This window comes from Natrinema gelatinilyticum, from assembly GCF_024266705.1.
Lineage (GTDB): Archaea > Halobacteriota > Halobacteria > Halobacteriales > Natrialbaceae > Natrinema > Natrinema gelatinilyticum.
This window is the reverse complement of record NZ_CP100756.1, coordinates 1,907,276-1,931,072: the sequence shown is the minus strand read 5'-3', so window position 1 is coordinate 1,931,072 and position 23,797 is coordinate 1,907,276. Positions and strand designations below refer to the sequence as shown.

Below are 23,797 nucleotides of genomic sequence, written 5' to 3'. Positions count from 1 at the left end.
TATCGCTACACGAATCGTCGTTTCTCGTAACGACGAACGACGAGCCGACTCACGACCGCGAGCGGCGCCGCGGACGACCGTAGACCGAAGCGAGCTACGGTATTCCGGAGAGTACGGACGGCGCGCTCCCGTGGTCGGTCGTGGCGGAGCGGATGCGAGAGGCGCACGATTACTGGGTGACGACGATCAGGCCAGACGGCAGTCCATACGTTCGTCCGACGTGGGGCGTCTGGGTCCGCGGGACGTTCCACTGCAGTGGCGGCGAACGGACGCAGTGAGTGCGAAACCTCGAGTCGAACGAAGAGATCGTCGTCCACGGGAAGAGCGCGACGGACGTCGTCGTTCTCGAGGGGCGAGCGAAACGGCTCGATCACGACACCGCCCCGGCCGACGTACTCGACGAACTAGACGCGGCGTACGAGGACAAGTACGATACCCCACGACGCGCCGTTTTTCGCCGTTCGGCCGACGACCGCCTTCGCGTGGACCGACTACCCGAGGGAGGCGACCCGGTGGGAGTTCGACGAAACGGGCGAATCCGGGGATTCCGGCGGGTCGAGGAGCCGCTAACGGCCGGCGGGTAGGTAGCAGCCGACGATACCGACTGGCCCCGAAGACGACCCGTAGTTACACGCCGACCAGCTCTCACCTACACGCCCACCAGTTCGTCGTACCGCGCGCCCGTCTGTTTGAGCGTCTCAGTCGAGTAGAGCCGTTCGTTGTCGACGGGGAGATAGTCGGCAGCCAGTTCGTCGATCTTCTCGTCGACGGCCTCGGGGTCCCGACCGTGAATCATCGTAAACAGGTTGTACGGCCAGTCGAGATCCGGTCTGCGGGGACGGTGATAACAGAGCGTCACGTACGGGAGTCCGCCTGCTCGCTCTCCCCACTCGTCGAGCCTCTCGTCCGGTACGTTCCAGACGACCATGCAATTGGCGTCGAACCCGGTGACGACGTGGTTGATCACGCAGCCAATCCGCTTGATACAACCGCTCGAGAAGAGCTGCTCGATAGCCGTGAGAACGTCCTCGACGGCGTACCCGACGCGTCCGGCGATGTCGCGATACGGCGTCGACGACAGCGGGAACCCGTCCTGAATCTCGAGCAGCAACTCCGCCTCGAGCGCGGAGAGGTCGCCCGTTGCCTCCTCGCTGATCCTGGTCGCCGAGGAATCGGTGTGCTGACCGAGGGAGTCGTCGCTCGCGGGGTCCCCGGTCGCCGGTTCCGCGGACCGCGGGACGGCGCTCTCTCGGGCGAAGCGATCGCCGTTGACGACGGGGAACTCGAGGTCGATGTAATAGTCAGTCAGCATCGGCAAATTGAGGACCGAACAACCGGTCCGAGATTCGATCTCCGCCAAGATTTCGTCGCGCCTGTCCTGCGAACCGGCCGTGACGACGAACCACATATTCCATTCGTGGTCGCGGGCGTAGTTGTGGTTGACCTGCCGGTACTCGTTGACTATCGACGCGATCTCGTCGAATCGGTCGTCCGGAGCCCGAACGGCAGCGAGCGTCGACGACCCGATCACGGGCGGGTTGAGAACGGCACCGAATCGGCGGACGATCCCCGCCTCTTTCAGCGCACGAACGCGGTCGACTACAGCCGATTCCTCGAGTCCAATAGCGGCACCGACGCGACGGAATGGACGCTCTACGACGGGAAAACCGCTCTGATAACCGTCTATCAGCGCCACGTCCGCATCGTCGATCGTCTCGCGCCAGTCCACCGACGGGCCACTCATTACGTGCTCTAGGGAGAAGGGGGCCGTATCGTTTTCGGGTCTGCCCGAACGACGGGACGACAGGCACCGATCGGATCTACCGCTTCCAGTTCCGCCGCCGGTCGACGCGAAACCCGTCTTTCGACGGTCTCACGTGCGCCGGAAGCGGGAGACTTTTGCGCGGTCCGGGCGAACGGTTGTACGACATGGCGCAGGCAACCCAGGATTTCGGCGACTGGCCGCTCACGCGGCTGATGACCGAGGTCGTCGGCTCCGGTCCGAAGTCGGCCGACGACATGACCCGCGAACAGGCTCGAGAGGCGTTCCAGCGCATTCTGGCGGGCGAGCCCGACGCGACGACCCTCGGCGCGTTCTGGCTGGCTAACCGCTGGAAGCGAAACACCCCCGAAGAGCTGGCGGCGTACACCGACGTCATGCGGGAGGAGTCGGTCGTCACTGCCGAGCCGGAGTGCGATCCGGTCGATTGCGGGGCGAACTACGACGGCAAGCACACCTCCGCCGTCCTCGGCGTCGGGGCCGGCATCGTCGCCGCCGCGGCGGGAACGCCCGTCGTCGTCCACTCCGGCGACCGCGTCCCCACCCAGAAAGCCACCGCGTACAAGCACGTCCTCGACGAACTCGACGTTCGAACCGACCTCGAGCCCGAAGAGAGCGCCGAGATGGTCGACGAGACCGGCTTCGGGTTCTACTATCAGCCCGCGTTCAATCCCGGAATCCAGGCCCTCTACGACCGGCGCGACGAGATGGGCGTCCGGACGTTCGTCAACACCGTCGAAACGATCGCGAATCCGGCCAACGCCGACGTCCACCTCGGCTCGTTCTACCACCTCGCGTTCGCGAAGAAGATGACAGACACGATCTCCGAGAGCGCGGAACTCGAGTTCTCACGTGCCATCTTCTTCCAGGGGATGGAAGGCTACGACGACATCCGCCCGGGCTATACGAAGGTGGCCGAATGGGGAGCGGAGACGGACGGGCTGGAAGACTACGAGATCGAGACCGCAACCTACGGCATGGAGATGGAAAGCGATGACCTCGCGGTCGACGACGTGACCGCCGACTCGGCGACGATCACTGAGGACGTCCTCGCCGGAACCCGCGAGGACCACTTCGCGGACGCGATCGCGCTCAACGGCGCCTTCCGGATGTACGCCCGACAGGACGTCGACAGTCTGGACGAGGGACTCGAACGGGCCCGCGCGGTCGTTTCTGACGGTAGCGCGCGAGCCGTCCTCGAGCAGCTCCAGTCGTTCTGACCCGGCACTCGAGTTCCGATCGGAACGGAGCGGCGGTGTTTTCGCTCGATATGACGGTGACGACGATCCGACCAGCTGCTGATTCAGTCTGCCGCTCCGAACTGAACCCAGAAGAAAAGCATAGCGTACAAACCAGTCCAGGGCATCCTATTTGACAGACATTCATAATAGTACTGAAGTTGTTAGATAGTGGTCAGTGAAGAAGTGGGGCGGATCGGTGTCTGCCGAATGGGATCGTGAACTACCGAACAGGCTGTCGATCGAGCAGATCGAACGAATCGACCGAGCGGTCCCCTGTATTCGACGCTACGAACAGATACGACCAGAGACTGACTCGGCCGATTCGATTGGAGGGGATTCCCCCTAGCCCCAGTCAAACTCGTAGTAACAGCATTCCAAGCCCCCTCTCGACGGACAACTGTGAACAATGGGAGTGAGGAGGATCGATCCAGATCTAGCATCTCGGCCGTAATCGACTCGCAGCCATGTATACAATAGTGTTTATACAAACTCGGAAGAGGCATTTTTATTATATTAGTATTCACGTTGAGTACCCCACGACGACAGATAGTGCGTGAACGGTCGCATCACAAGACGCTGTAAGAGAGAGAGAGAGACCATGCTCGGAGGGCACCGATTCCCCGCGAAATCACCCGCGAACGTGCATCGAAATCACCGGCGAACGTACCTTTTTGATCGTTGCCCGTGACCGTCCTCCATGGACGAATCACTGGACACTGTCCTGGTATCGTATGATGAAGAAACTGGCGTCGGCACCCTCACGATGAACCGGCCGGACGCGCTGAATGCGCTGAACGCCCAACTCAGAGAGGACATCGTCGCCGGATTACGGCTCCTCGAGGAGCAAAACGAGGACGCCGACGGCGTCGCGCTGCGCGCCGTCGTGCTCGAGGGCGCCGGCGAGAAGGCTTTCTGCGCCGGCGCGGACATCGGCGGCTTCTCGTCGGACTCGTCGGGCGGCTCGTCCGACCGGATCCACTACGACGTCGTCCGAGACTTCCCGACGCCGGTCATCGCGAAAATCGACGGCTACTGTCTCGGCGGCGGCTTCGAGACCGCGCTTGCCTGTGATTTCCGACTGGCGACCGAGGACAGCACGTTTGGCTTTCCGGAGGTCAACCTCGGTCTTCTCCCCGGAGCCGGTGGCGTCCAGTACGTCACGAAACTGGCCGGTCCCGCCGTCGCCAAGGAACTGGCCATGTTCGGCGACCACATCCCGGCGCAGCGTGCCGCCGACGAGGGAATCGTCGATCGGGTCTTCGACTCGGACGAGTTCGATGACGAGGTCGACGAATTCGTCTCCGGCCTCACCGGACAGGCGCCGCTGGCCGTCCAGGCGATCAAGAAGTCCGCGCAGATGGCGGTCCAGACAGGCCTGAACGAAGGGCTGCGATACGACCGGCAACTGTTCGTGGAACTGCTCAACACGGAAGACCACGCCGAGGGAGCAGCGGCGTTCGCCGAGGACCGCGATCCCGAATTCGAAGGCAAGTAGCGCTACATCGCGGCTTCGATCTTTGGAGACCGCCCGCTGGTATTCGGTGGCCGCTCGCTCGAGTCGCGAGTGAACGGTCGCTCAGTCCCACTCTTCGCCGATGCCGCGTAGCGAGAACGGGCCGACGGGGAGATTGTATCCGTCTTCGAGCGCTTTGTCGACCTGTGCTTCGGTCGCGATGCCCTCGTCGACGATCTTCTTGGCCTCTTCGCGCATCGCGCCGTAGCATCGATTGGCGATGAACCCGTAGGACCCGGGATCGTCGTCGATCGTAACGCTCGTCTTGCCGAGCTCGTCGACGAGTTCCTCGGCGCGTTCGACGACCGCGTCGTCCGTCTCCGGGGCCCGGACGATCTCGACCATGGCCATGACTGGAACCGGATTGAAGAAATGGGTCACGGCGACTCGTGACGGATCGGAGACGGCGTTCGCGATCGAGGTCACCGAGAATCCGCTCGTGTTCGAGTACAGCGGCTGACTGTCCGTGACCTCGTCGAGATTGCGAAACACCTGGCCCTTGATAGCGAGGTCCTCCGTGACTGCCTCGACGACGAAATCGGTGCCGTCGGTCGCGGCATCGAGATCGGTCGTAAACGTGACCCGGTCGAGGATATCGTCGCATTCGTCCGGGGAGAGATAACCGCCTTCGACGGCATCGTCGAGTCCGTAATTACCCGAAACGAACCGTTCCCGGGCCTCGTCGACCAGTTCCTCGTTAATTTCACGAACCGATACATCGTAGCCGTTTCGTGCGAGTACCTGTGCGATACCGGCGCCCATAATGCCGCCTCCGACGACGGCAGCACTCTGTTGTGCCATGACACCATCCTGCACGAGAGCCGACTTAGTTCTTCTCAACGCGGAGGGGAATCCGCACCGCTGCAGTAGGACGGTCGGCGACGGAAATCGCCGTACGTCTCGAGGTCGGTACTGACTTACGACCACCCACGTCTCGAGAGTGCTCCCGACTCGGAGCGGCTACCGGTCCGATGGCGGTGTCGACTCACGTCCAGGCCGAACCGGGGTCACGGGCCGAGCAGTGGACGGATCGAGTCGGGCGCTCAAGTGACGTCCGTCCAGGTATCAACTGTTCGAAAGATATTTTGCGCTGATCGTGGTGAGTTATCTCATGGCAATCGGACGATACCGAGATGTACCAGCGGACATGGACGACGTCGAACGGGAAGTAGCCGCGGCACAGTACCCCGAAGGTGGGCTGGTTTTGGGCCTCGGTATGGGGATCGTTCTCCCGATAGTGACCGTCGAGGCGCTGTTGGTTCTGGCACCGATCCTCTGTGGTGTCGCAGGGTTCGTCCTCGGTCGCCGCATTCGCGACTACGAGATCCGTCGCCGGCGCGCCGAGCGCTCAGCAGGGGAATGAGCGGACGGGCCAGCGGCGAATCTGACAAGCTCACCTCGAGTATCGGCATCGTCGGAGTGCTGGCACTGCTCGTCGGCAACGCGATTTCGGTGCCGATATTCGTTCTGCCGGGACCGTTGGCGGGAGCAGCCGGTCCGGCACTCGTGTTGGCGATCGTGCTAGCGTCGATTCCCGCGAGCTTCGTCGTCCTGTACAACGCGTTGCTGGGCTCGGCGATGCCGGTCGCCGGCGGGTTGTACGTTTACATCTCGCGTCTCACTGCGCCCTACTGGGGGTTCCTGGTTCCGTTTACGATTCCGCTCGTCGCGTGGGCATCGTTGCTCGTGACGGCGACCGGCTTCGCCGAGTACACGCGTATCTTCTTCGACGTGCCGTCGATGCTGCTCATCTACGTGCTGCTCGGATTCGTGTTGTTCGTCAACGTGATTGGGCTCAGGCTGGTCGCACAGGTCCAACTCGTCTTCTTCGTCGGCCTCGTGGCGGTCCTGCTGACGTTCATCGTGCCCGGTGCCGGTGCGATCGACGTCGCCAATTACACGCCGTTTTTCCCGGACTACGGTGCGTTCGGTCTCGCCGTCGTCGCGCTGTTCTATCCGTTTCTCGGGTTCGGGTTGCTCGTCGAACTCGGCGAAGAGATCGACGAGCCTCGTCGAACGATCCCGCTCGTGCTCGGACTCGGCATCGGGATCGTGGCGCTGTTTTACGTGGCGCTCATCGCCGTCCTGGTCGGGGTCGTTCCGTACACGCAACTGGGCTCCGAAGCGGACCTCGCGCTGGCAGCTTCTCGATTCCTCCCGTGGTGGGGAGAGTACGTCGTCGCTGCGGGTGGTATCTTCGCGGTCGTCACCACTGTGAACACGACGCTGCTCGTCTTCTCCCGAACGCTCATGCGTGCGAGTCGCGACGGCATCCTCCCGGCATCGCTCTCACGAATTCACCCGCGGTTCGACACGCCACACTACGCCGTCGCCATCCTCGGCGTGCCGCCGTTTTTGCTCGTCCCACTCGCGAGCGAAATCGTCGGTCTCTCCGTGTTTATCGGACTCGCCAGCCTCACCGCGTACTTCTTCTGTGCGATCGGTCTCTGGAACCTCCCGCGAGAATTTCCCGATCACTACGCCAACGCCCCGTTCCGACTCCGGCGCTACCGCGGCCTCCTCGCCGCGGTCCTCGGCGGTGCGCTCGTCACCGGCGCCTTCTGGGTGGTCACGCTCCTCCAGCGCCCCGTCGTCGGCGTCGTTCTCATCGGCTGGTTCGCCGTCGCGTACGTCTACTACCGCTACAGACTCGGAAAGACCAATCGAATCGAAACGTACCAGAGGATGACCTCGCTCGAGGGCCACGAGCGCGTCGACGGGAACGGCGGCGAACACAGCGGCGATTGAGGTCGTTCCCGATCCGAGGCGACTCCGTTACCGCCGCCGAGAGGATGGCAAACAAACAACACATTTAATAGTTGGATCGTCGTGTTTGGTATATGGCAACTGAGTACGCGCCAACGGAGATGATGGATCGGGAATCCAGGTCGAACCGATATTACCGTAACGCGGTCGAACGGCACTGGGACCCCGGGGAAATCGATATCGAGCAGGACGTCGAGCAGCTACTGGCCTACATCGAGGGGGAAGAAGAATACGATCAGGAGACCTGGTACGGGACTCTCAACGGGATCGCGAAGTTCGGCGCGGGCGAGGATGCAGTCACCGAAGACCTCGCGCCGCTCGGTGCCGTCCTCGACAACATCGACGATCAACTGTTCATCACGACCCAACTGTACGAGGAGGCGAAACATGCGGATTTCTTCGACCGCTACTGGCGAGAGGTCATCTGGACGGTCGAAGACGAAATGGGGTGGGAGCAGTCGAATCCCCGCCACGATCGCTGGTTCAACGAGCCCTACATCGAGCTGTTCGACCGCAATCGGAAAGCGCAGTTCCGGCTGCTCGAGGAGGACACCCCCGAGAACCGGGCAAAGGCGTACTGTCACTACCACCTCACCGTCGAGGGGATCCTCGCACAGACCGGCTACTACGGCATGCAAACCTCCTACGGCGGCGAGTTCGAAGAACTCCCGCACCTGCCGGGACTGGTCGAGGGGTTCACGAAAATCCGCAGCGACGAGGGCCGCCACGTCGGCTTCGGCATGAATCAGCTCAAGAAGCTCATCGCCGAGGGCGTCGACCCGGCGATCATCGAAGATACCGTCGACGAACTCCTTCCGCTCGTCCAGGGGATCACCGAAGACGATCGGTTCCAGCCCGACGACCCCGACGAACGCGTCGGCCTCGAGGAAGGAGAACTCGCCGCCTACGCTATCGACAAGCACACCGACCGGATGCGACAGATCACCGACGCCGCGGCTGACATTCCCGACGTCGACGAACTGGTGCAACTCGAGAGTGACGACTGATACGGTCTGCTGTACCGATGTACCGTGCAATCGCGACCGTCCTGCGGTTGCACCGGCAATGGTTTACAGTAGTCCGTATGACGCACCTCGCCGAAGTGTGCGATCGGCCGGCGGTAAGCGGCGACCGTTACTGTATGGTCTCCCGTGTACGTGATCGACGGAGCGACACTCGAGCGGGAGGGAGCGACTGGCCACTGACAGTAGGTTTTTGCGGTCGGGGCGGGACCTGTCACTATGCAGCTCGATTCGGTACGGATACTCGATCTGTCTCGGCTCCTTCCCGGCCCGTATGCGACGCAACTGCTCGCCGATGCGGGTGCCGACGTAGTGAAAGTCGAGGACACCGACGCAGGCGACTACGCGAGGTACGCGTCCCCGACGACCGAACGCGACACCGCCGCACTGTTCGACAGCATCAATCGGGGCAAGCGAAGTGTGGCGCTCGATCTCAAGTCCGAGGAAGGAACGGCGGCGTTCTACCGACTCGTCGAGGACGCGGACGTCGTCTTCGAACAGTTCCGACCGGGCGTCGCCGAACGACTCGGGATAGACTACGAGACGCTGCTCGAGTACAACGAGGAACTGGTGTACTGTTCGCTGTCCGGTTACGGGGGAACCGGCCCGTACGCCGAACGCGCGGGCCACGATCTCAATTACGTCGGCCTCGCAGGGTTGCTCGATATGACCCGCGAGGACGAATCCATGGCCCCGCAGATTCCGGGCTACCAGATCGGCGACCTCGGCGGCGGACTGTTCGCGGCGTTCAGCATCGTTGGCGGACTTCTGTCGCGCGAACTGGGCAACGGCGGCGAATACGTCGACGTGGCCATGACCGACGTGGTTGCATCCTTTTCGCAAGCCGTTGCGTACGAGGCGCTCACCGGCGGTCGCCCGCGACCCGGCGAGACGAGGCTCACCGGTCAGGTCCCCTGGTACGACGTGTACGAGACCGCCGACGGGCGATACGTCACTCTCGCCGCACTCGAGCCGAAGTTCTGGCGAGCGTTCTGCGAGGAAGTCGGTCGTGAGGATCTCATTGCGCACCACGACACCGACGACCCCGCCGAACTGGCTGCCGTCCGCGAGGAACTGGCCGACCTGTTCGCGAGTCGGTCGCGGGACGACTGGCTCGACGAATTGAGCGACGAGACGATGACTGGACCGGTGTGTACCCCGGCCGAAGCCCTCGCACATCCCCAACTCGAGGCCCGGGGACTGGTCGAACGGTCCGGCGACGCGCCGCCACGGATCGGGTTCCCCGCAGTCGGGTCGAACGTCCCCGACGCTCACGACGAATCGGTGCCGGCCCACGGCGAACACACCGCCGACCTGCTCGCGTCGGTCGGATACGACGACGACGAGGTCGACGACCTCCGAGGCGCCGGCGCGATCCGGTGATCGCACCGCGTCCCGTCGGGGCGCGCGACGACAGGCGGACCGACAGGAGGAGCGTCAGTCGGCGGTCCCACCCAGTCACTCCGCGAGCGCGGAGCGCTTGATTTTTCCGCTGGCTGTCTTCGGAAGGGCCTCGAGGAACTCGATTTCCCGAGGGTACTCGTGTTTCGAAAGTTCCGCGCGGGCGAACTCGCTCAGTTCGTCGGCCAGTATCGATGACGGCTCGTGATCGTCGACGAGGGTGACGTACGCTTTCACGATCTGGCCGCGCGTCTCGTGGTCCACCCCGACGACGGCGGCTTCTTCGACCGCCACGTGATCGAGCAGCGTCTCTTCGACCTCCGCGGGGCCGATCCGGTAGCCGGCCGAGATGATGACGTCGTCCGCCCGACTGACGTACCAGAAATAGCCGTCCTCGTCGCGGCGCGCCAGGTCGCCGGTGCGAAGCCAGTGTCCGGAAAAGGTCTCGAGCGTCGCTTCCGGACGCCCCCAGTAGGACCCGTGGGCGTCCTCGTCGCGGCGGATCGCAATCTCGCCGACCTCGCCCTGCTCGACGTCGGTACCGTCGTCGTCTAGCAACGTCACCTCTTCGCCGGGCGTGACCTTCCCCATACTTCCAGGGCGGACCTCCCAGTCGTCGAACGCGTAGTTGCAGACGACCATGCCGGCCTCGGTGAGGCCGTAGGCGTCCTGCGGCGGGGCGCCCAGACCGTCCTCACACCAGTCGACGGTCTCCTTGTCGAGTGACTCGCCCGCCGAGATCAGCACCCTGAGGTCGATGTCGTACCCGTCGAGATCGATTCCGGCGGCTCGAGACTGCCGAAGCGCCGTCGGCGGGATCATCGCGTTGTCGACATCCCACGCCTCGAGCGTCTCGAAGAATGCGTACGGGTTGAACTGGCCGCGATAGCAGCCGATAGCCGTCCCCCGGATGCCGGACATGATCGTTCCCATCGTGAGTCCGTAGGACCACGACGGGGATGCCGCGACGAGGTATACGTCGTCCGGACGGAGGTCGACGACGTACTCCGTGTAGGCGTACAGTTCGATCGGACCGCGATGGGTCGTGGGCACCCCCTTCGGCGGCCCCGTCGTGCCGGAGGTATAGGTCAGCGAGTAGGGGTCGTTCGGATGCATCTCGACGCTTTCGAAGCCGTCGTCGTGAGCACGGACGTCGTCGTACTCGTTCACCGTCGTGTCTCCGTCGATCGATCCGCCGTCGATCGAAATCACGCGCTCGAGCGCCGGCAGGTCGCCGTCGACGGCCGCACAGCCCTCGGCCGTCGTAAACAGCGCGGCAGCACCCGAATCCTCGAGCCGGTAGTTCAACGCGTCGGGGCCGAACACCGGTGCGAGCGGCAGGTAGATCCGTCCTGCCGCGATCGTCCCGAAGACGACGGCGTACAGCTCGAGTCGCGTCGGGAGCATCGCGCCGACGCGGTCGCCTCGGTCGGTATGTTCGGTCAGATAGTTGCTGACTCGATTCGCGGCCGCGGCCAGCTCCGCGAACGTATACGTCTCGGTCTCGCCCCGTTCGAAGTCCCGGATACGAAGGCCGGTCTCGTCGGAATCGGCGTGGCGGCCAAGCGCTTCGTCGGCGACATTGAACGATTCCTCGTCGCCGACGTGTGCGTGTTCGTCCCACCCCATTCCGTCCTCGTATCGGTCAGAGACGGCATCATATATGGTATCGTATGTCACGCATTAGTGCTCAACGACTCCGGGCATAATTCTTCCCCCGAGTTGACAGGAGTTACGGGAGGAATATACTCGCGACCCGTATCCGCGCCCACGGCGGGTCCTGGATATCCGGACCCGAATCGACCGCACAAGACGGACGAGCCAGCGCCCCGAACCGGCGCAATCGGCACAACTGATAAGTCGGTGGACTGAATCATTGTATACGGCCATGATGGGAGTTCAGTTAACACTTGACAAGCTCCTCGAGCGGGCAGTCACCATGTTTCCGGACCGAGAACTGGTAACGAAACTGCCCGACGGAAGTACGCATCGATACACGTACGCAGACGCCTACGAGCGTATCTGCCAGCTTGCGGGTGCGCTCGACGACCTCGGTCTCGAGGCGGGTGACAGGGTCGGTGTCGTCGCGACGAACCACTACCGCCACTTCGAACTCTACTTCGGGCCGGCCTGTTCCGGACGGTCGATTCACATGTGTAACATGCGACTCCCCGACCACCACTTCGTCCACACCATCGACGACGCGGATGATCGGGTGGTGTTCGTCGATCCCGGACTCATCGAGAAGGTCGAAGCGAACGCAGACGACCTCGAGACCGTCGAACAGTACGTCGTCCTCGACGACGAGGTCCCGGAGACGAGTCTCGAGCCAGTGACCGATTACGAGTCGCTGCTCGAGGGACAGTCGACGGAGTACGACTGGCCCGATATCGACGAGGACGCGGAGTACGGGATGTGTCACACTTCGGGGACGACTGGCCTTCCCAAGGGCGTCCCGTACTCTCACCGCGCGATGTACCTGCACAGCATCATGTGCGGACACGTCGACGCGAATCAACTCGGCGAGAGCGACGTAGCGCTCCCTGTCGTCCCGATGTTCCACGCGAACGGCTGGGGAGTCCCCTACGCCGCGACGTTCGTCGGAGCGAAGCAAGTGTTTCCCTCGGTTCACACCGATCCGGAATCGATCGCCCACCTGATCGCCGACGAAGACGTGACCGTCTCGGCGGCCGTCCCGACCATCTGGCTCGAGATGGCCGAGTATCTGGACGAAAATCCCGAAGTCGACATTTCGAACATCGATCGGCTGACGGTCGGCGGCTCCGCGCCGCCGGAGTCGCTCATCCGGAAGTACGACGAGGAATACGACGCGCCGATCATCCAGGGCTGGGGGATGACCGAGACGTCACCGCTGGGGTCGCTCAGCACGCTCCGCAAGGAAGTAGAGGAGCGTCCGAGCGACGAACAGTACGCCTACCGCGCGAAAGCGGGTCTTCCCGTCCCGGGAATGCAGACCCGTGTGATCGACGACGACGGCGAGGAGGTGCCCGCCGACGGCGAGACGATGGGGGAACTACAGGTCCGTAGCCCCTGGGTAACCGATCACTATCACGACCGGCCCGACGAGAACGAGACGGCGTTTACGGACGACGGATATCTCCGAACTGGCGACATCGCCACCCACGACGAACTGGGGTACATCGACATCGTCGACCGCGACAAAGACGTGATCAAATCCGGCGGCGAGTGGATCTCGTCGGTCCAACTCGAGAACGAACTCATCGCACACGAGGACGTAACCGAGGCGACGGTCATCGCGGTCGACCACGAGCGCTGGCAGGAACGGCCCCTGGCCTGCGTCGTCGAGAGAGACGGGGCAGAACTCACCGAATCGGAACTCGATGATCATCTCGCGGAAACGTTCCCCTCGTGGTGGTTACCGGACGCATACCGGTTCATCTCGGAGATTCCCAAGACCTCCACCGGCAAGTTCGACAAGAAAACGCTGCGCGACCAGTTCGACGTCGTCCTCGAGGCGGACGGCGAAACGGAGGCCAAACGGTAAGGTTCTCCACTTGGAGATATCACTATGGGAGCAGACACCACGAGCGGCGTGAGCTTCGCCACCGACGAGGAAACGCGACTCATCCTCGACAGTCTGGACGAATTCATCGAGCGCGAGGTCGAGCCGGTTGTCGCGGACCTCGGCGACACCTACACGAACCCCAGAAAGGGTCGCCACGAGAACGGCCGCATCACCGACGAAGTACTCGAGGCTCGCGAGGAGATACGCCGGAAATCGGCCGAGGCCGGCTTCTACGCGATGAACTTGCCCGAAGATGCGGGCGGCGACGGGATCTCCCCGGTAACCTGGTATCGAGCGAAAAAACACCTCGCATCCCACGGCGGCGGCCTCGAGCGGTACGTACTCGCCGGCCCCGAAGGGCCGAAACCCCTCCTGTTACAGGCCGAGAGCGACCAGCGAGAACGCTACCTCGAGCCGACCGTCAAGGCGGAAAAGTCGACGGCGTTCGGTCAAACGGAGCCCGGATACGGCTCTGACTCGCCCAACATGGAGACGACCGCCGAGCGGGACGGTGACGAGTGGGTGATCAACGGTCGGAAGCAGTGGATCACCAACGCCCCCTACGCGGATTTCGTCCAGCTGTTCGCCCGGACGACGCCCCAGGAAGAGGCCGGCCGCTACGGCGGGATCACGTGTTTCATCGTCGAGCGCGACGAGTACGAACTGGGATCGTACAACAACGCCGTCGGGGCCGAGGGATCGCAGGCGGAAATTATCCTGGACGGCGTCCGCGTCCCCGACAGTCGTGTCCTCGGCGAGGTCGACGACGCCTTCTACGCCGCGATGGAGTTCCTCTCGCTCGGTCGCCTCGAATTGGGAGCCGAGGCGGTCGGCTATTCGGAGTATTTACTCGAGAAAGCGAGCGAGTACGTCACCGAACGCGAAGCATTCGGAACGACGATCGGAAACTTTCAACAGGTCTCCGCGAAGCTCGCACAGGGGCGTGCAAAGACCTACGCGGCCGACGCGGCCGGCCTGAAACTCGCCTGGAAGGTGGCCCAGGACGAGCGGACGATCATGGATTCCTCGGTGCTGAAGTGGTACGCCACGAACGTCCTCTGGGAAGTCGCCGACGCCGCCGTACAGGTCCACGGGGCCAACGGGCTCGCCGAGGAGAATCCGTACATGGACCTCGTCCACCAGGCGCGCATCCTGCGGATCGTGGAGGGGACGGACGAGATTCAGCTCAACACCATCGCGAAGACGATGGGGATCATGGACTGATCGCACTGACGTCTGACTCCCACTCGGAGGTGTGCATTGTCGAGGTCACGCACCGGAGCGTTCTCCGATACTGCTCGTAAAAGGCCGGTTCAGAAACTAAACAGGTCGATGCCGCCGGTGACGCCGACGATCTGTCCGGTCACGTAGGAGGCCTGCTCGGAGCAGAGATAGGCGACCATGTTGGCGACGTCTTCTTCGGTCCCGAGATGGCGCATCGGGGTCGCCTCTGCGATCCGAGCGTAGTACTCGTCGACGTCTTCTCTGAGTTCGTCCGGGCTCATCTCCGACCACGGCCCGACGACGATATTCGGGGCGATGACGTTCGAAGTGACCCCCGACTGGGCCCCCTCGAGGGCCATCGTTCGGCCGACGCCGATCATGGCCGCCTTCGTCGCGGAATACGAAATCTGTCCGAAGCCGCCGTACCAACCGGCCATCGAAGACATGTTCACGATCCGACCCCAGCCGCGGTCGCACATTCGCGGAAACACCTCCGCGCTGATGTTGTACGTCCCCGTCAGGTTGATTTCGACGTCGCGGTTCCAGATGTCGTCGTCGTAGTCGGCGAGACGCGACCGCGCGTCGACCATCGCGGCGTTGTTGACCAGGATGTCGACGCCGCCGAACGCGTCGCGAACCTCGTCCATCGAGTCGGCGACGTCGTCCCGGTCGGTGAGATCACACTCGAGGGCCATCGCCTCACCGCTGTCGGCCGTGTCGTCGATCTCGTCGGCGACCGCTCGCGCACCGTCGGCGTCGACGTCGAGCACGACGACGTTCGCGCCCTCGTCCGCGAGAATACGACAGTCAGCGCTTCCGATACGTCCGGCACCACCGGTGACCACCGCGGTCCTGTCCTGGATACCAAAATCCATCTTCCGAGCGAATACTTCGGTATCTGACTTAATCGTTGCGGAGAGATAGCAATGGTCGCGGCCATCGCCAGGTCGGATAGCACCGGACAGGCTCCAACGAGGACGAGACCGAACCCATGCACAACATCTATGATTGACGATGGAATACTCACGTGTACGTCATGAACTCAGCAGTCATCGTCGACGCCGTCCGAACGCCGTTCGGGAAGCGCGACGGCTCGTTCCGAGACACGCATCCACAAGATCTGGCCGCAGAACCGCTCGAGGCGCTCCGAGAACGCAACGGGTTCGAGCCCGAAACGATCGAGGACGTCATCTACGGCTGCGTGACGCCGGTCGGCGAGCAGGGTCTCAACATCGCGCGGCTCGCACCGATGGTCGCCGGCTGGGGAGACGTCGTCCCGGGCGTCCAGCTCAACCGGATGTGCGGCTCGGGCCAACAGGCGGCCAATTTCGCGGCGGCGAACGTCATGGCCGACCAACACGACGTCCTGATCGCGGGTGGGGTCGAGCACATGACCCGCGTTCCGATGGGGTCGGACGGCGACAAGCCGACGGACACGTACTTCGAGTACTTCGACGAATTGACCACGCAGGGCGAAGGCGCCGAGCGTATCGCCGAGAACTACGGCCTCACGCGGACGGAACTCGACGAGATCGCTGCTGACTCCCAGCGCCGCTGGAAGGAGGCCTGGGACGCAGGCCGCTACGACGACCAGATCGTACCCGTCGAAACCGAACTCGACGGCGAGGAGGTCGTCGTCGAGCAGGACGAACACCCGCGACCGGAGACCGACGTCGAGACACTTTCACAACTGCCGCTTTCGTTCCGCGAAGAAGGCGAGGGGTTCCACCACCCCGGCAACTCCTCGGGAATCGTCGACGGCTCGGCTGCGTTATTGATCGCGAGCGAGGCGGCCGCCGAGGAATACGGCTGGGAACCGATGGCCCGGATCGTCCAGACGGAAGTCGTCGGCGTCGACCCGGTCACCATGCTTCGGGGACCGATCCCGGCGACCGAACAGGTGCTCGAGAAGGCCGACATGACGGTCGGCGACATCGACCTCTTCGAGGTCAACGAGGCGTTCGCGTCAGTCGTCGGCGCCTGGCTCGAAGAGACCGGCGCGTCGTGGGAAGACGTCAACGTCAACGGCGGAGCGATCGCCCACGGGCACCCGCTTGGAGCGACTGGCGCGATGTTGCTGACGAAACTCGCCCACGAACTCGATCGAACCGGCCAGGACACCGCGCTGTCGACGATGTGTATCGGCTTCGGACAGGGCGTCGCGACGATCCTAGAACGGGTCTAAGCGACTGACGCGAACCGACGCCCGATCGACTCGAGGACGTCGGTCACCATGGGCGGGAGCGATCCAGTCGTCACTCCTGCTCAGAATTTTCAGGGTGAGACGACGGGCGATGCTCGAAACTGCCATCCGAGAATAGCGACGTGACCGCCGGACCGAGAGTCGTCCTTTTTCTCGCTCGGTTGCCAATTTACGAAATCTGTTACCTATAGCTTTACAATGCTGTATACGATCGTATGTGATATGGAGTACCACGACTCCGAGAAAGCGAAGGAGGTTGCAGGTCGCGTAGCGGACTTCATGGACGAAGTCGTCATCCCGCGGGAGCGCGAGGCGCTCGCCACGGGCGAGACCATCTCGATGGACGAGATCAAGGACATGTGGGACATGTCCAAAGAGCGAGATCTGTTCGCGCCGCAGGTGCCCGAGGAGTACGGCGGCCAGGAACTGGATTTCAGCGACATGCTTCCATCCTTCGAACAGGTCGGCCGTTCGCTCATCGGTGCGCTCGCAATTCGAGCGAACGCCCCACAGGAGGGGAACATGCACACGCTCGAGTTCGCCGGGACCGAAGAACAGAGAGAGGAGTACCTTCGGCCGCTCGTCCAGGGCGAGATTTCTTCGGCCTTCGCGATGACCGAGCCCAGGGCCGGTGCCGGATCCGACCCCAAGATGCTCCAGAGTACCGCCGTCAAGGACGGCGACGAGTGGGTTATCAACGCACACAAGTGGTGGACCTCTGACGGGCTGGGCGCGGACTTCTATCTGCTGATGGCTCGGACCGACCTGGACGCCCACCCGTACGAGGGGACGTCGATCATCCTGGTACCGCGAGACGCTGACGGCGTCGAAGTCGTCCGAAACATCCCTCACCTCGGCGGCCACGGGATCACCGACCGCGAGGGCGGCCACGCCGAAGTGAAGTTCGACAACGTCCGCGTCCCCGTCGAGAATACGATCGGCGAAGAAGGGGAAGGGTTCCGCATCGCCCAGTTGCGACTCGGCGGTGGCCGACTCACCCACTGCATGCGCTACTCCGGGATGGCCGAGCGCTCGCTCGACATCGCGAAGGCCTATCTGCAGGAGCGTGAGGCCTTCGGCACGAAACTCGAGGACAAGCAGGCGCTACGCCACCGCATCGCCGACGCCGAGACACGCCTGCACGCTGCGCGAACGATGGTCCGTCACGCCGCACGCGAACTCGACCGCAGCGACGCTCGCATTGAGGTCGCGATGTCGAAGATGTTCACCGCGAACGTCACCAACGAGACCATCGACCTCGCCTTGCAGTGCTGTGGGGGCAACGGGATCGGCAAGGACCTGCCGATCGCGCACTTCTACGAGGCCGTCCGCGCGTTCCGCATCGTCGACGGGGCCGACGAGGTTCACCGGCGCTCGATCGCTCGCTGGGCCTTCGAAGACGTCGACGAGGCCGAAATCGAGAACACCCTGCAGTTCGACGAGGACCTTCGGATCGACGCGCTCGAGGAGTAATGCTTCGACCGTACCCGTCCCGCGAGGAGGTCGAAATCGCAACGTAGTACGAGCGTTCTCTCGACCGCCGTCCGGGCGGGTTTCGACGCCTGTTTCTGGCACCCATAACTATTTACCCCCGGACATGAGTACCCGTTACATATGAGCGGAGACACGATGCAGCGGGGATCGAAGGATGGCGGCCTGGAAAAAATCCGCGAGGCGTCGGATGCGGTGGAGAAGTCCTCGGCGGCGATAACCGTCGAGAAAGTACGAGAACGGTGGCGGACTGCTAGCTCCATCATCGTGCTGGCGGTAACGACCGTCATGCTACTCCGGATGGACGGGTACCTGTCGATCGACGCACAGGTGTTCGGCGGAATCACCCTCTTCCTGCTGATCTACTTCCTCGCGACGCTTCGAACGGACGTCAGCATGGAGTGACCGTGGTTGTCGCCGACTGCTGCCGGCGGGGGAGGGAGAGGTACTTTGTACGCCCTGATATATAGCCCCGATATGAACAGCGGGGCGGTGACACCGTGATCGACTGGAAGTTAGACGGGTTTCTCCCGAGTCGAAGGCAACCAGCACCGGTACTGGAGACCGCGAGTGATTTCGACGTTCTGCTTTCCCGTGGCGGTGCGGCGATGATCGACCTGTTCGTCTGCTACGTCCTGATCGAATTCCCGTTGGTCTACGTTTTGAGCGAGGTGTTCGGCGGAACCTACGAGGCGCTCGGAGGGTACGTCGTCGTCCTCTCACTGATCGTACTCCTCCCGATTTACGCGACGTACTCGTTCGTCTTCGAGTGGCGCTACGGTCGAACGCCGGGGATGGTCAACCGCGGCCTGCTGGTCGTCATGGCGGACGGTCGCCCGTGTACTTACCGCGCCAGCGCCGTGCGGAACCTCTTTCTGTACGTCGATCTACTCGGTGTTCCGCCGCTCGTGATCGGCTTCGTATCGGCCCTCGCGACGGATGGCCGTCGCCTCGGCGACGTGGTCGCTGGGACGGTCGTCGTTCGCTCGAGGGCGCCGACGAACCGCGACGACGCGGTTTCGGCCGGCATGGACACGAGTGCTGGCGCTCGGGCAGATGGAAAAGACGAGAACTGACGGGCCGAGAGGGGATTCAGGCGATCCGAACGCCGGAACTGGAGTCGAATAGCTGAATGTAGTCGGCCTGGAAGACGAGCCCGTACTCCTCGCCGCCGCCCTCGAAGTCCGGGTCGGTGACGACGACGACCTCACCGAACTCGGTCTCGAAGAAGCTGTGAGTCGCATCGCCTAAGGGCTCGTCTAGCAGGTGCGTCGCCGGGATGCCGGCACCTGTATCGTCACTGACGGAGATGTACTGCGGCCGGAGGCCGACGTGGACGTCGTCGCCGTCCCACCCCTCGAGACCGGCGCGATCGAGCTCGTACTCGTAGTCGCCGACGACCAATTCGGCGGTCCCGTTGACCGTCCCGATGTTGCCGTCGAAGAATTGCGTCGACGGCTGGCCGATGAACTGGCTGACGAACCTGGAGTCCGGTTCGTCGTAAATCTCCTTCGGCGGGGCGACCTGCTCGAGTTCGCCGTCGTTGATGACTGCAACGCGATCCGACATGGTCATCGCCTCCTCCTGATCGTGGGTCACGTACAGCGTTGGACAGCCAATCTCGTCGGTCACCTTCTCGATGACCGGCCGCAGCTCGGCCTTGAGCTTGGCATCGAGGTCCGACATCGGCTCGTCGAACAGGAAGACTTCCGGGTCGCGCACGAGCGACCGGCCGAGCGCGACGCGCTGTTGTTGCCCGCCGGAGAGTTCCGAGGGCATCTTCTCGAGTTGATCCGTGATCTGGAGTAACTCTGCGGCCTCCTCGACGCGGGCGATGCGCTCTTCCCGCGAAAACCCGGCGATTTTGAGGCCGTACGCCATGTTCTCTTGGACGCTCATGTGCGGGTACAGCGCGATGTCCTGGAAGAGCAACGCGATGTTGCGCTCCTGGACCGGTTTATCAGTCACGTCCCGATCGCCGAAGTAGATCGTGCCGCTCGTCGGTTTGTTCAGCCCCGCGACGCACCGCAGTGTCGTGGTCTTGCCGCAGCCGGATGGCCCGACCAACGTCACGAACTCGCCGTCGCCGATGGTCAGGTCTACGTCGTCTACTGCGACGATGTCGTTGCCCGATTCCTCGTATATTTTGGTCAGGTTCTGAATCTTGATGTCTGGCATGGATTGTTGTGTTGATCGTGAATGTAGTCGTAGTTCTGTGCGTTTTCAGAGCGCTCTGACCTGGAACCCCTTCAGCAGGTAGCTCTGCATGAAGTAGGCGAACAGCAGCGGCGGCAGCGTCATGGCCAACGAAACTGCCATGAGGTAGCCGTCCGGCAGGAACTGCGACTGGCTCATCTCCCGGAGGATGCCGGGGGCGAACGTCGTGGTTTCGGTCGACGGCAGGAGAATCTGTGCGAACGTGAAGTCGTTCCAGGCGAGCGCGAAGGCGAACAGGGCCGCGGCGATGATCGCCGGTCGGCACTGGGGCACGACGACGTCGCGGAAGCCCCGCCAGCGCGATGCGCCGTCGACCCACGCAGCCTCCTCGTGGGCCTCCGGGATCGTCATGATGTACTTCCACATCAGCCACACTGCGAAGGGCATCGAGATGGCCGACAGTGCGATAATGAGCCCGACGCGAGTGCCGAGTAGTCCGATAGCCCGCCAGATCTGGTAGAGCGGGATGCCGATGACGATGGGGCTGAAGAGGTACCCGATCAGGAGGATCCGCGCGAAGTTCTCCTTCTGCGGGAAGTCCAGCCGTGCGAGACCGTACCCGGCGACGAGCGAGACGACGATGACCGTGACGATGGTGCCGATGGCCACCACAGTCGTGTTGAAGATGTAGGTGTATATCTTCGGATCCGTCAGGATCGCGAAATTGCCGAGGCTGAATATGTCGGGCGTGGGGAAGACGGTGATCCTGTCTTCGACGACACTGTACTCGGTGAGTGCGAGCTGGGTCATCCAGTAGATCGGCCAGACACCGGCGAGGACGATGATCGCGGTGCTGACGAGCTTTAGCGCCTCGAAGGTCTTCGTTTCGCGGTCGTATGAGAGGCCGAACACGCCTCCCGGGGGTTCGCTCTGACTCATGTTGTCGTTTCCACCTCCTCGCTCGGATTGAAGACCAGGAAGTAGCCGATCGCCGCCACGAGCAGGAAGAGGAACATGACGACGGAAATCGCGTTTGCAAGCCCGTACGCCTGATCCGTGTAGACGGTCTTGTACGCCAACACGGGGAGCGTCGTCGTCGTGTTACCGGGCCCGCCCTGCGTGAGCTGCCAGATGATGTCGAACTTGTTGAACATGAAGACCGACCGGAGCAGGACGACGACCAGGATGATTCCCATGAGACGCGGTAGCGTGATATCCCGGAACATCTGCCAGCGGTTCGCACCGCACACCTTCGCCGCCTCGTAGAACCGATTGGGAATCGCGCGCAGCTGCGCGAGCGTGAAGATGGTGATGAAGACGGAGAACTTCCATGTGCCGATCAGGATTAGAAGCGGCATGGCCCACGTCCGCGACCCCAGCGGTGCCTCACCGCCCCCCCACAGGCTGAACCACTCGGCGCCGATCATCTGAAACACGCCTCCCTGCGGGTCGAACACCCGAAGCGCGATTAGCGAGACGATGATCGTCGGGATCAGGTAGGCCGTAAAGACCACCGCGGTCAGCAGCTTCTGACCGTAGGTGATTCGGTTGAGCACGAGCGCCATCCAGAGGCCAACGGCGAGTTGAATGATCGTGCTGCCGACCATGTAGACGATCCCACGCCACAGCGAGCCCCAAAACCGCGAGAGTTCGAGGACCGCCGAGTAGTTCGAGACGCCGGTCCACTCCCACACGGGGTTGAGCGTGTGAATGTCGTGTAACGATGCCCAGAACGCGAAGGCGATCGGGAGCAACGCGATGAGTACGTACAGGACGACGACCGGAATGACGGTCCCCACCCCGACGATAGTCTCTCGACTCACGGGCAGGTCGTCCCATGGGATGAACTCCCTACCTGGTCGAACCGATTCTCCAGTTTCACCGGCCATGTTTAGGTTTCCTCTGCATCCGCGTCTGTTAATCTCATGGTTGTACGTACGCGATTCTCGATATCCATGTATGTTAATCTCACGGTTGCTCACACGCGATTCGTTCTCGTGTCGAACGCCTGGACGAGAGACTGATAAATGTACGCTCGGTTATCCGAACTGTTCCTGAGCGTCCGCGAAGGCGCTCTCGAGTTCACCGTAACCCCAGTCGTACGCCTCCTGAACGCTCATCGAATCGGTGACGACGCGGTTGACCATCTCGCCGTAGAACCACTGACGCTGCATGTATAGCGCCACGGGCGAAGAGATGTTGGCCGCGTCGACGCTGCCGTAGTGGTTGCCCCAGATCTCGTCCTGGACGTACTGGAGCTTCTCGAGCAGGTGGGGATGAGCGCTCATGATGTCCTGGTTCTGGAACGCGTCGGAGTCAATTATGTTGGAGTAGGTCGGCAAGAACCGGCCCGGGTCCGCCTCGTAGAACTGCACCGTTTTCTCCATGCTGTCGGCGTAGAGCCACTCGAACCACTGCTTGGCTCCTTCCGTGTTTCCGCCGTTCGCGAAGATGTGGTACCCGTCGGGCGCCGGGGCGGACAGCCAGTTCTCGTTCTTGTCGATCTCTCCCCACGTCGGATACGCCATGACCTGGGTGGCCTCGGCCAGTCCGCGCAGTGCGTCGCTGTCTTCGCCCTCGGCTGTTAGTGCCGTGAGACCAGTCGGCCAGGCATTGAGGTGGTACTGCTGGGCGTACTGGCCCTGAATCCACCCGCCGAGTGACTCCGCCCAGCCGATGCTGGTCGGGTCGGGCGAGTACTGTGCGAGGTCCTTCATGAACTGCAGCACCGTCGTCACCACGTCCTCGGGGAAGTGGATCTCGAGTTCCTCCTTCGCGCTCGGATCCTTCCAGCGGATCCCGAGCCCGGAGATGCCCGCGCTCGCTAAGAGGACCTGGAACTCGTCCTGGCTCTTGCCGGTCGGCATCCCCGCGAGCCCGTACCCGCGGACGTCCATGTCCGACTCGTCGATGGTCTTGGCGTTGTCGAGGACATCCTGAAACGTCTCCGGTTCCGACAGTCCGAGTTCCTCGTACACGTCAGCCCGGTACTGGAAGTTCGACACGTACACGCCGTGCGGAACCTGATAAATATTGTCTCCGCCGAGGAACGCACCGCCGGCGTTCAGTTCCCCGTTGACTTCCTCGATAGACGAGACGACGTCGTCGACAGGGCTGAGTTGGTCAGTCGCCCAGATGTCCGCCACCTGATCGAACGTGGACGTGTTCGCGTCCGGCGGGTTGCCCGACTGGATCAACTGGGCCAGACGCCCCTCCTGGGTACCGGACATCCCACCTTCTTCGATGTTCATCTCGACGTCATTGTTCTCTACGAACTCCGACTCCAACTCGCCCCACAACTGTTCCCAGGTACTGTTGTAGTAGTCCGTAATGAAGTGGACGGCATCACTGTTGTTTCCCCCACCGCCACCCAAGCAGCCTGCCGCGGCTGCTGCGATTCCTGTCCCAGCTCCCGAAAGCACCCGTCGCCTGTTGATAGTGTCGCGTGTCAT

At 62.8% G+C, this 23,797-nt stretch carries 22 protein-coding genes; 14 read left to right on the top strand and 8 right to left on the bottom strand.

Annotation, left to right across the window (positions count from 1 at the left end):
* The first annotated feature begins 152 nt into the window (after positions 1 to 152).
* Positions 153 to 278 (top strand): pyridoxamine 5'-phosphate oxidase family protein, encoded by a 126-nt coding sequence (locus tag NJU76_RS09410; RefSeq protein ID WP_254527853.1) that lies wholly within the window; start codon positions 153 to 155, stop codon positions 276 to 278.
* Positions 279 to 584: a hypothetical protein gene (locus NJU76_RS09405; RefSeq protein ID WP_254527851.1), complete on the top strand. Its 306-nt coding sequence runs from the start codon at positions 279 to 281 to the stop codon at positions 582 to 584.
* Positions 585 to 649: 65 nt separating this feature from the next.
* On the opposite strand, the gene ahbB is transcribed toward NJU76_RS09405, so the two are convergent.
* Positions 650 to 1,744: a siroheme decarboxylase subunit beta gene (gene ahbB / locus NJU76_RS09400; protein WP_254527849.1), complete on the bottom strand. Its 1,095-nt coding sequence runs from the start codon at positions 1,742 to 1,744 to the stop codon at positions 650 to 652.
* A gap of 185 nt (positions 1,745 to 1,929) precedes the next feature.
* On the opposite strand from ahbB, the gene NJU76_RS09395 reads away from it, so the two are divergent.
* Both NJU76_RS09395 and NJU76_RS09390 read left to right on the top strand, forming a co-directional pair.
* Positions 1,930 to 3,000: an anthranilate phosphoribosyltransferase gene (locus NJU76_RS09395; RefSeq protein ID WP_254527848.1), complete on the top strand. Its 1,071-nt coding sequence runs from the start codon at positions 1,930 to 1,932 to the stop codon at positions 2,998 to 3,000.
* A 718-nt stretch (positions 3,001 to 3,718) separates the two neighbouring features.
* Complete coding sequence (locus tag NJU76_RS09390) at positions 3,719 to 4,516, top strand: enoyl-CoA hydratase/isomerase family protein (protein ID WP_254527847.1); 798 nt, start codon at positions 3,719 to 3,721, stop codon at positions 4,514 to 4,516.
* A gap of 81 nt (positions 4,517 to 4,597) precedes the next feature.
* On the opposite strand, the gene NJU76_RS09385 is transcribed toward NJU76_RS09390, so the two are convergent.
* Positions 4,598 to 5,335, bottom strand: a complete 738-nt coding sequence (locus tag NJU76_RS09385; RefSeq protein ID WP_254527846.1) for a 3-hydroxyacyl-CoA dehydrogenase family protein — start codon at positions 5,333 to 5,335, stop codon at positions 4,598 to 4,600.
* A 310-nt stretch (positions 5,336 to 5,645) separates the two neighbouring features.
* Between NJU76_RS09385 and NJU76_RS09380 the strand changes: the two genes are divergently transcribed.
* The 4 genes from NJU76_RS09380 (at position 5,646) to NJU76_RS09365 (ending at position 9,705) form a co-directional block, all read left to right on the top strand.
* The gene (locus NJU76_RS09380) at positions 5,646 to 5,897 is read left to right on the top strand and encodes a hypothetical protein (RefSeq protein ID WP_254527845.1); all 252 of its coding nucleotides are present in this window, start codon (positions 5,646 to 5,648) and stop codon (positions 5,895 to 5,897) included.
* A complete protein-coding gene (locus NJU76_RS09375; protein WP_254527844.1) occupies positions 5,894 to 7,282 on the top strand; it encodes an APC family permease in 1,389 nt (462 codons plus the stop codon). Before NJU76_RS09380 ends, NJU76_RS09375 begins: the two co-directional genes overlap by 4 nt.
* 92 nt (positions 7,283 to 7,374) lie before the next feature.
* Entirely contained in the window at positions 7,375 to 8,307 is a 933-nt protein-coding gene (locus NJU76_RS09370) for a ferritin family protein (protein ID WP_254527843.1), read from the top strand.
* Positions 8,308 to 8,541: 234 nt separating this feature from the next.
* A complete protein-coding gene (locus tag NJU76_RS09365) occupies positions 8,542 to 9,705 on the top strand; it encodes a CaiB/BaiF CoA transferase family protein (protein WP_254527842.1) in 1,164 nt (387 codons plus the stop codon).
* A gap of 75 nt (positions 9,706 to 9,780) precedes the next feature.
* On the opposite strand, the gene NJU76_RS09360 is transcribed toward NJU76_RS09365, so the two are convergent.
* Positions 9,781 to 11,403, bottom strand: a complete 1,623-nt coding sequence (locus NJU76_RS09360) for an acetate--CoA ligase (RefSeq protein WP_254527840.1) — start codon at positions 11,401 to 11,403, stop codon at positions 9,781 to 9,783.
* Between the two features lie 211 nt (positions 11,404 to 11,614).
* Between NJU76_RS09360 and NJU76_RS09355 the strand changes: the two genes are divergently transcribed.
* Complete coding sequence (locus NJU76_RS09355; RefSeq protein WP_254532447.1) at positions 11,615 to 13,249, top strand: long-chain fatty acid--CoA ligase; 1,635 nt, start codon at positions 11,615 to 11,617, stop codon at positions 13,247 to 13,249.
* A gap of 24 nt (positions 13,250 to 13,273) precedes the next feature.
* Positions 13,274 to 14,494, top strand: a complete 1,221-nt coding sequence (locus NJU76_RS09350) for an acyl-CoA dehydrogenase family protein (RefSeq protein WP_254527838.1) — start codon at positions 13,274 to 13,276, stop codon at positions 14,492 to 14,494.
* 89 nt (positions 14,495 to 14,583) lie between these two features.
* Here NJU76_RS09350 and NJU76_RS09345 read toward each other — a convergent pair whose 3' ends face one another.
* Positions 14,584 to 15,369 carry an SDR family NAD(P)-dependent oxidoreductase gene (locus NJU76_RS09345; RefSeq protein ID WP_254527836.1) on the bottom strand — a complete coding sequence of 262 codons (786 nt, stop codon included), beginning with the start codon at positions 15,367 to 15,369 and terminating at the stop codon, positions 14,584 to 14,586.
* A gap of 161 nt (positions 15,370 to 15,530) precedes the next feature.
* Between NJU76_RS09345 and NJU76_RS09340 the strand changes: the two genes are divergently transcribed.
* The 4 genes from NJU76_RS09340 to NJU76_RS09325 all read left to right on the top strand — a co-directional run bounded on the left by NJU76_RS09340 (position 15,531) and on the right by NJU76_RS09325 (position 19,264).
* Positions 15,531 to 16,679 (top strand): thiolase family protein, encoded by a 1,149-nt coding sequence (locus tag NJU76_RS09340; RefSeq protein WP_254527835.1) that lies wholly within the window; start codon positions 15,531 to 15,533, stop codon positions 16,677 to 16,679.
* 240 nt (positions 16,680 to 16,919) lie between these two features.
* Positions 16,920 to 18,170 (top strand): acyl-CoA dehydrogenase family protein, encoded by a 1,251-nt coding sequence (locus NJU76_RS09335; RefSeq protein WP_254527833.1) that lies wholly within the window; start codon positions 16,920 to 16,922, stop codon positions 18,168 to 18,170.
* 141 nt (positions 18,171 to 18,311) lie between these two features.
* Positions 18,312 to 18,593, top strand: coding sequence for a hypothetical protein (locus tag NJU76_RS09330; protein WP_254527831.1), 282 nt, complete (start codon positions 18,312 to 18,314; stop codon positions 18,591 to 18,593).
* Positions 18,594 to 18,688: 95 nt separating this feature from the next.
* The gene (locus NJU76_RS09325) at positions 18,689 to 19,264 is read left to right on the top strand and encodes an RDD family protein (RefSeq protein ID WP_254527829.1); all 576 of its coding nucleotides are present in this window, start codon (positions 18,689 to 18,691) and stop codon (positions 19,262 to 19,264) included.
* Between the two features lie 16 nt (positions 19,265 to 19,280).
* Here the strand turns inward: NJU76_RS09325 and NJU76_RS09320 are convergent, their stop codons facing one another.
* The 4 genes from NJU76_RS09320 to NJU76_RS09305 form a co-directional block, all read right to left on the bottom strand.
* On the bottom strand, positions 19,281 to 20,366 hold the full coding sequence (locus tag NJU76_RS09320; RefSeq protein ID WP_254527827.1) for an ABC transporter ATP-binding protein: 1,086 nt from the start codon (positions 20,364 to 20,366) through the stop codon (positions 19,281 to 19,283).
* 45 nt (positions 20,367 to 20,411) lie between these two features.
* Positions 20,412 to 21,284, bottom strand: a complete 873-nt coding sequence (locus NJU76_RS09315; RefSeq protein WP_254527826.1) for a carbohydrate ABC transporter permease — start codon at positions 21,282 to 21,284, stop codon at positions 20,412 to 20,414.
* Complete coding sequence (locus NJU76_RS09310) at positions 21,281 to 22,234, bottom strand: carbohydrate ABC transporter permease (protein ID WP_340681212.1); 954 nt, start codon at positions 22,232 to 22,234, stop codon at positions 21,281 to 21,283. The genes NJU76_RS09315 and NJU76_RS09310 overlap by 4 nt, the downstream gene beginning before the upstream one ends.
* A gap of 150 nt (positions 22,235 to 22,384) precedes the next feature.
* Entirely contained in the window at positions 22,385 to 23,797 is a 1,413-nt protein-coding gene (locus NJU76_RS09305) for an ABC transporter substrate-binding protein (RefSeq protein WP_254527824.1), read from the bottom strand.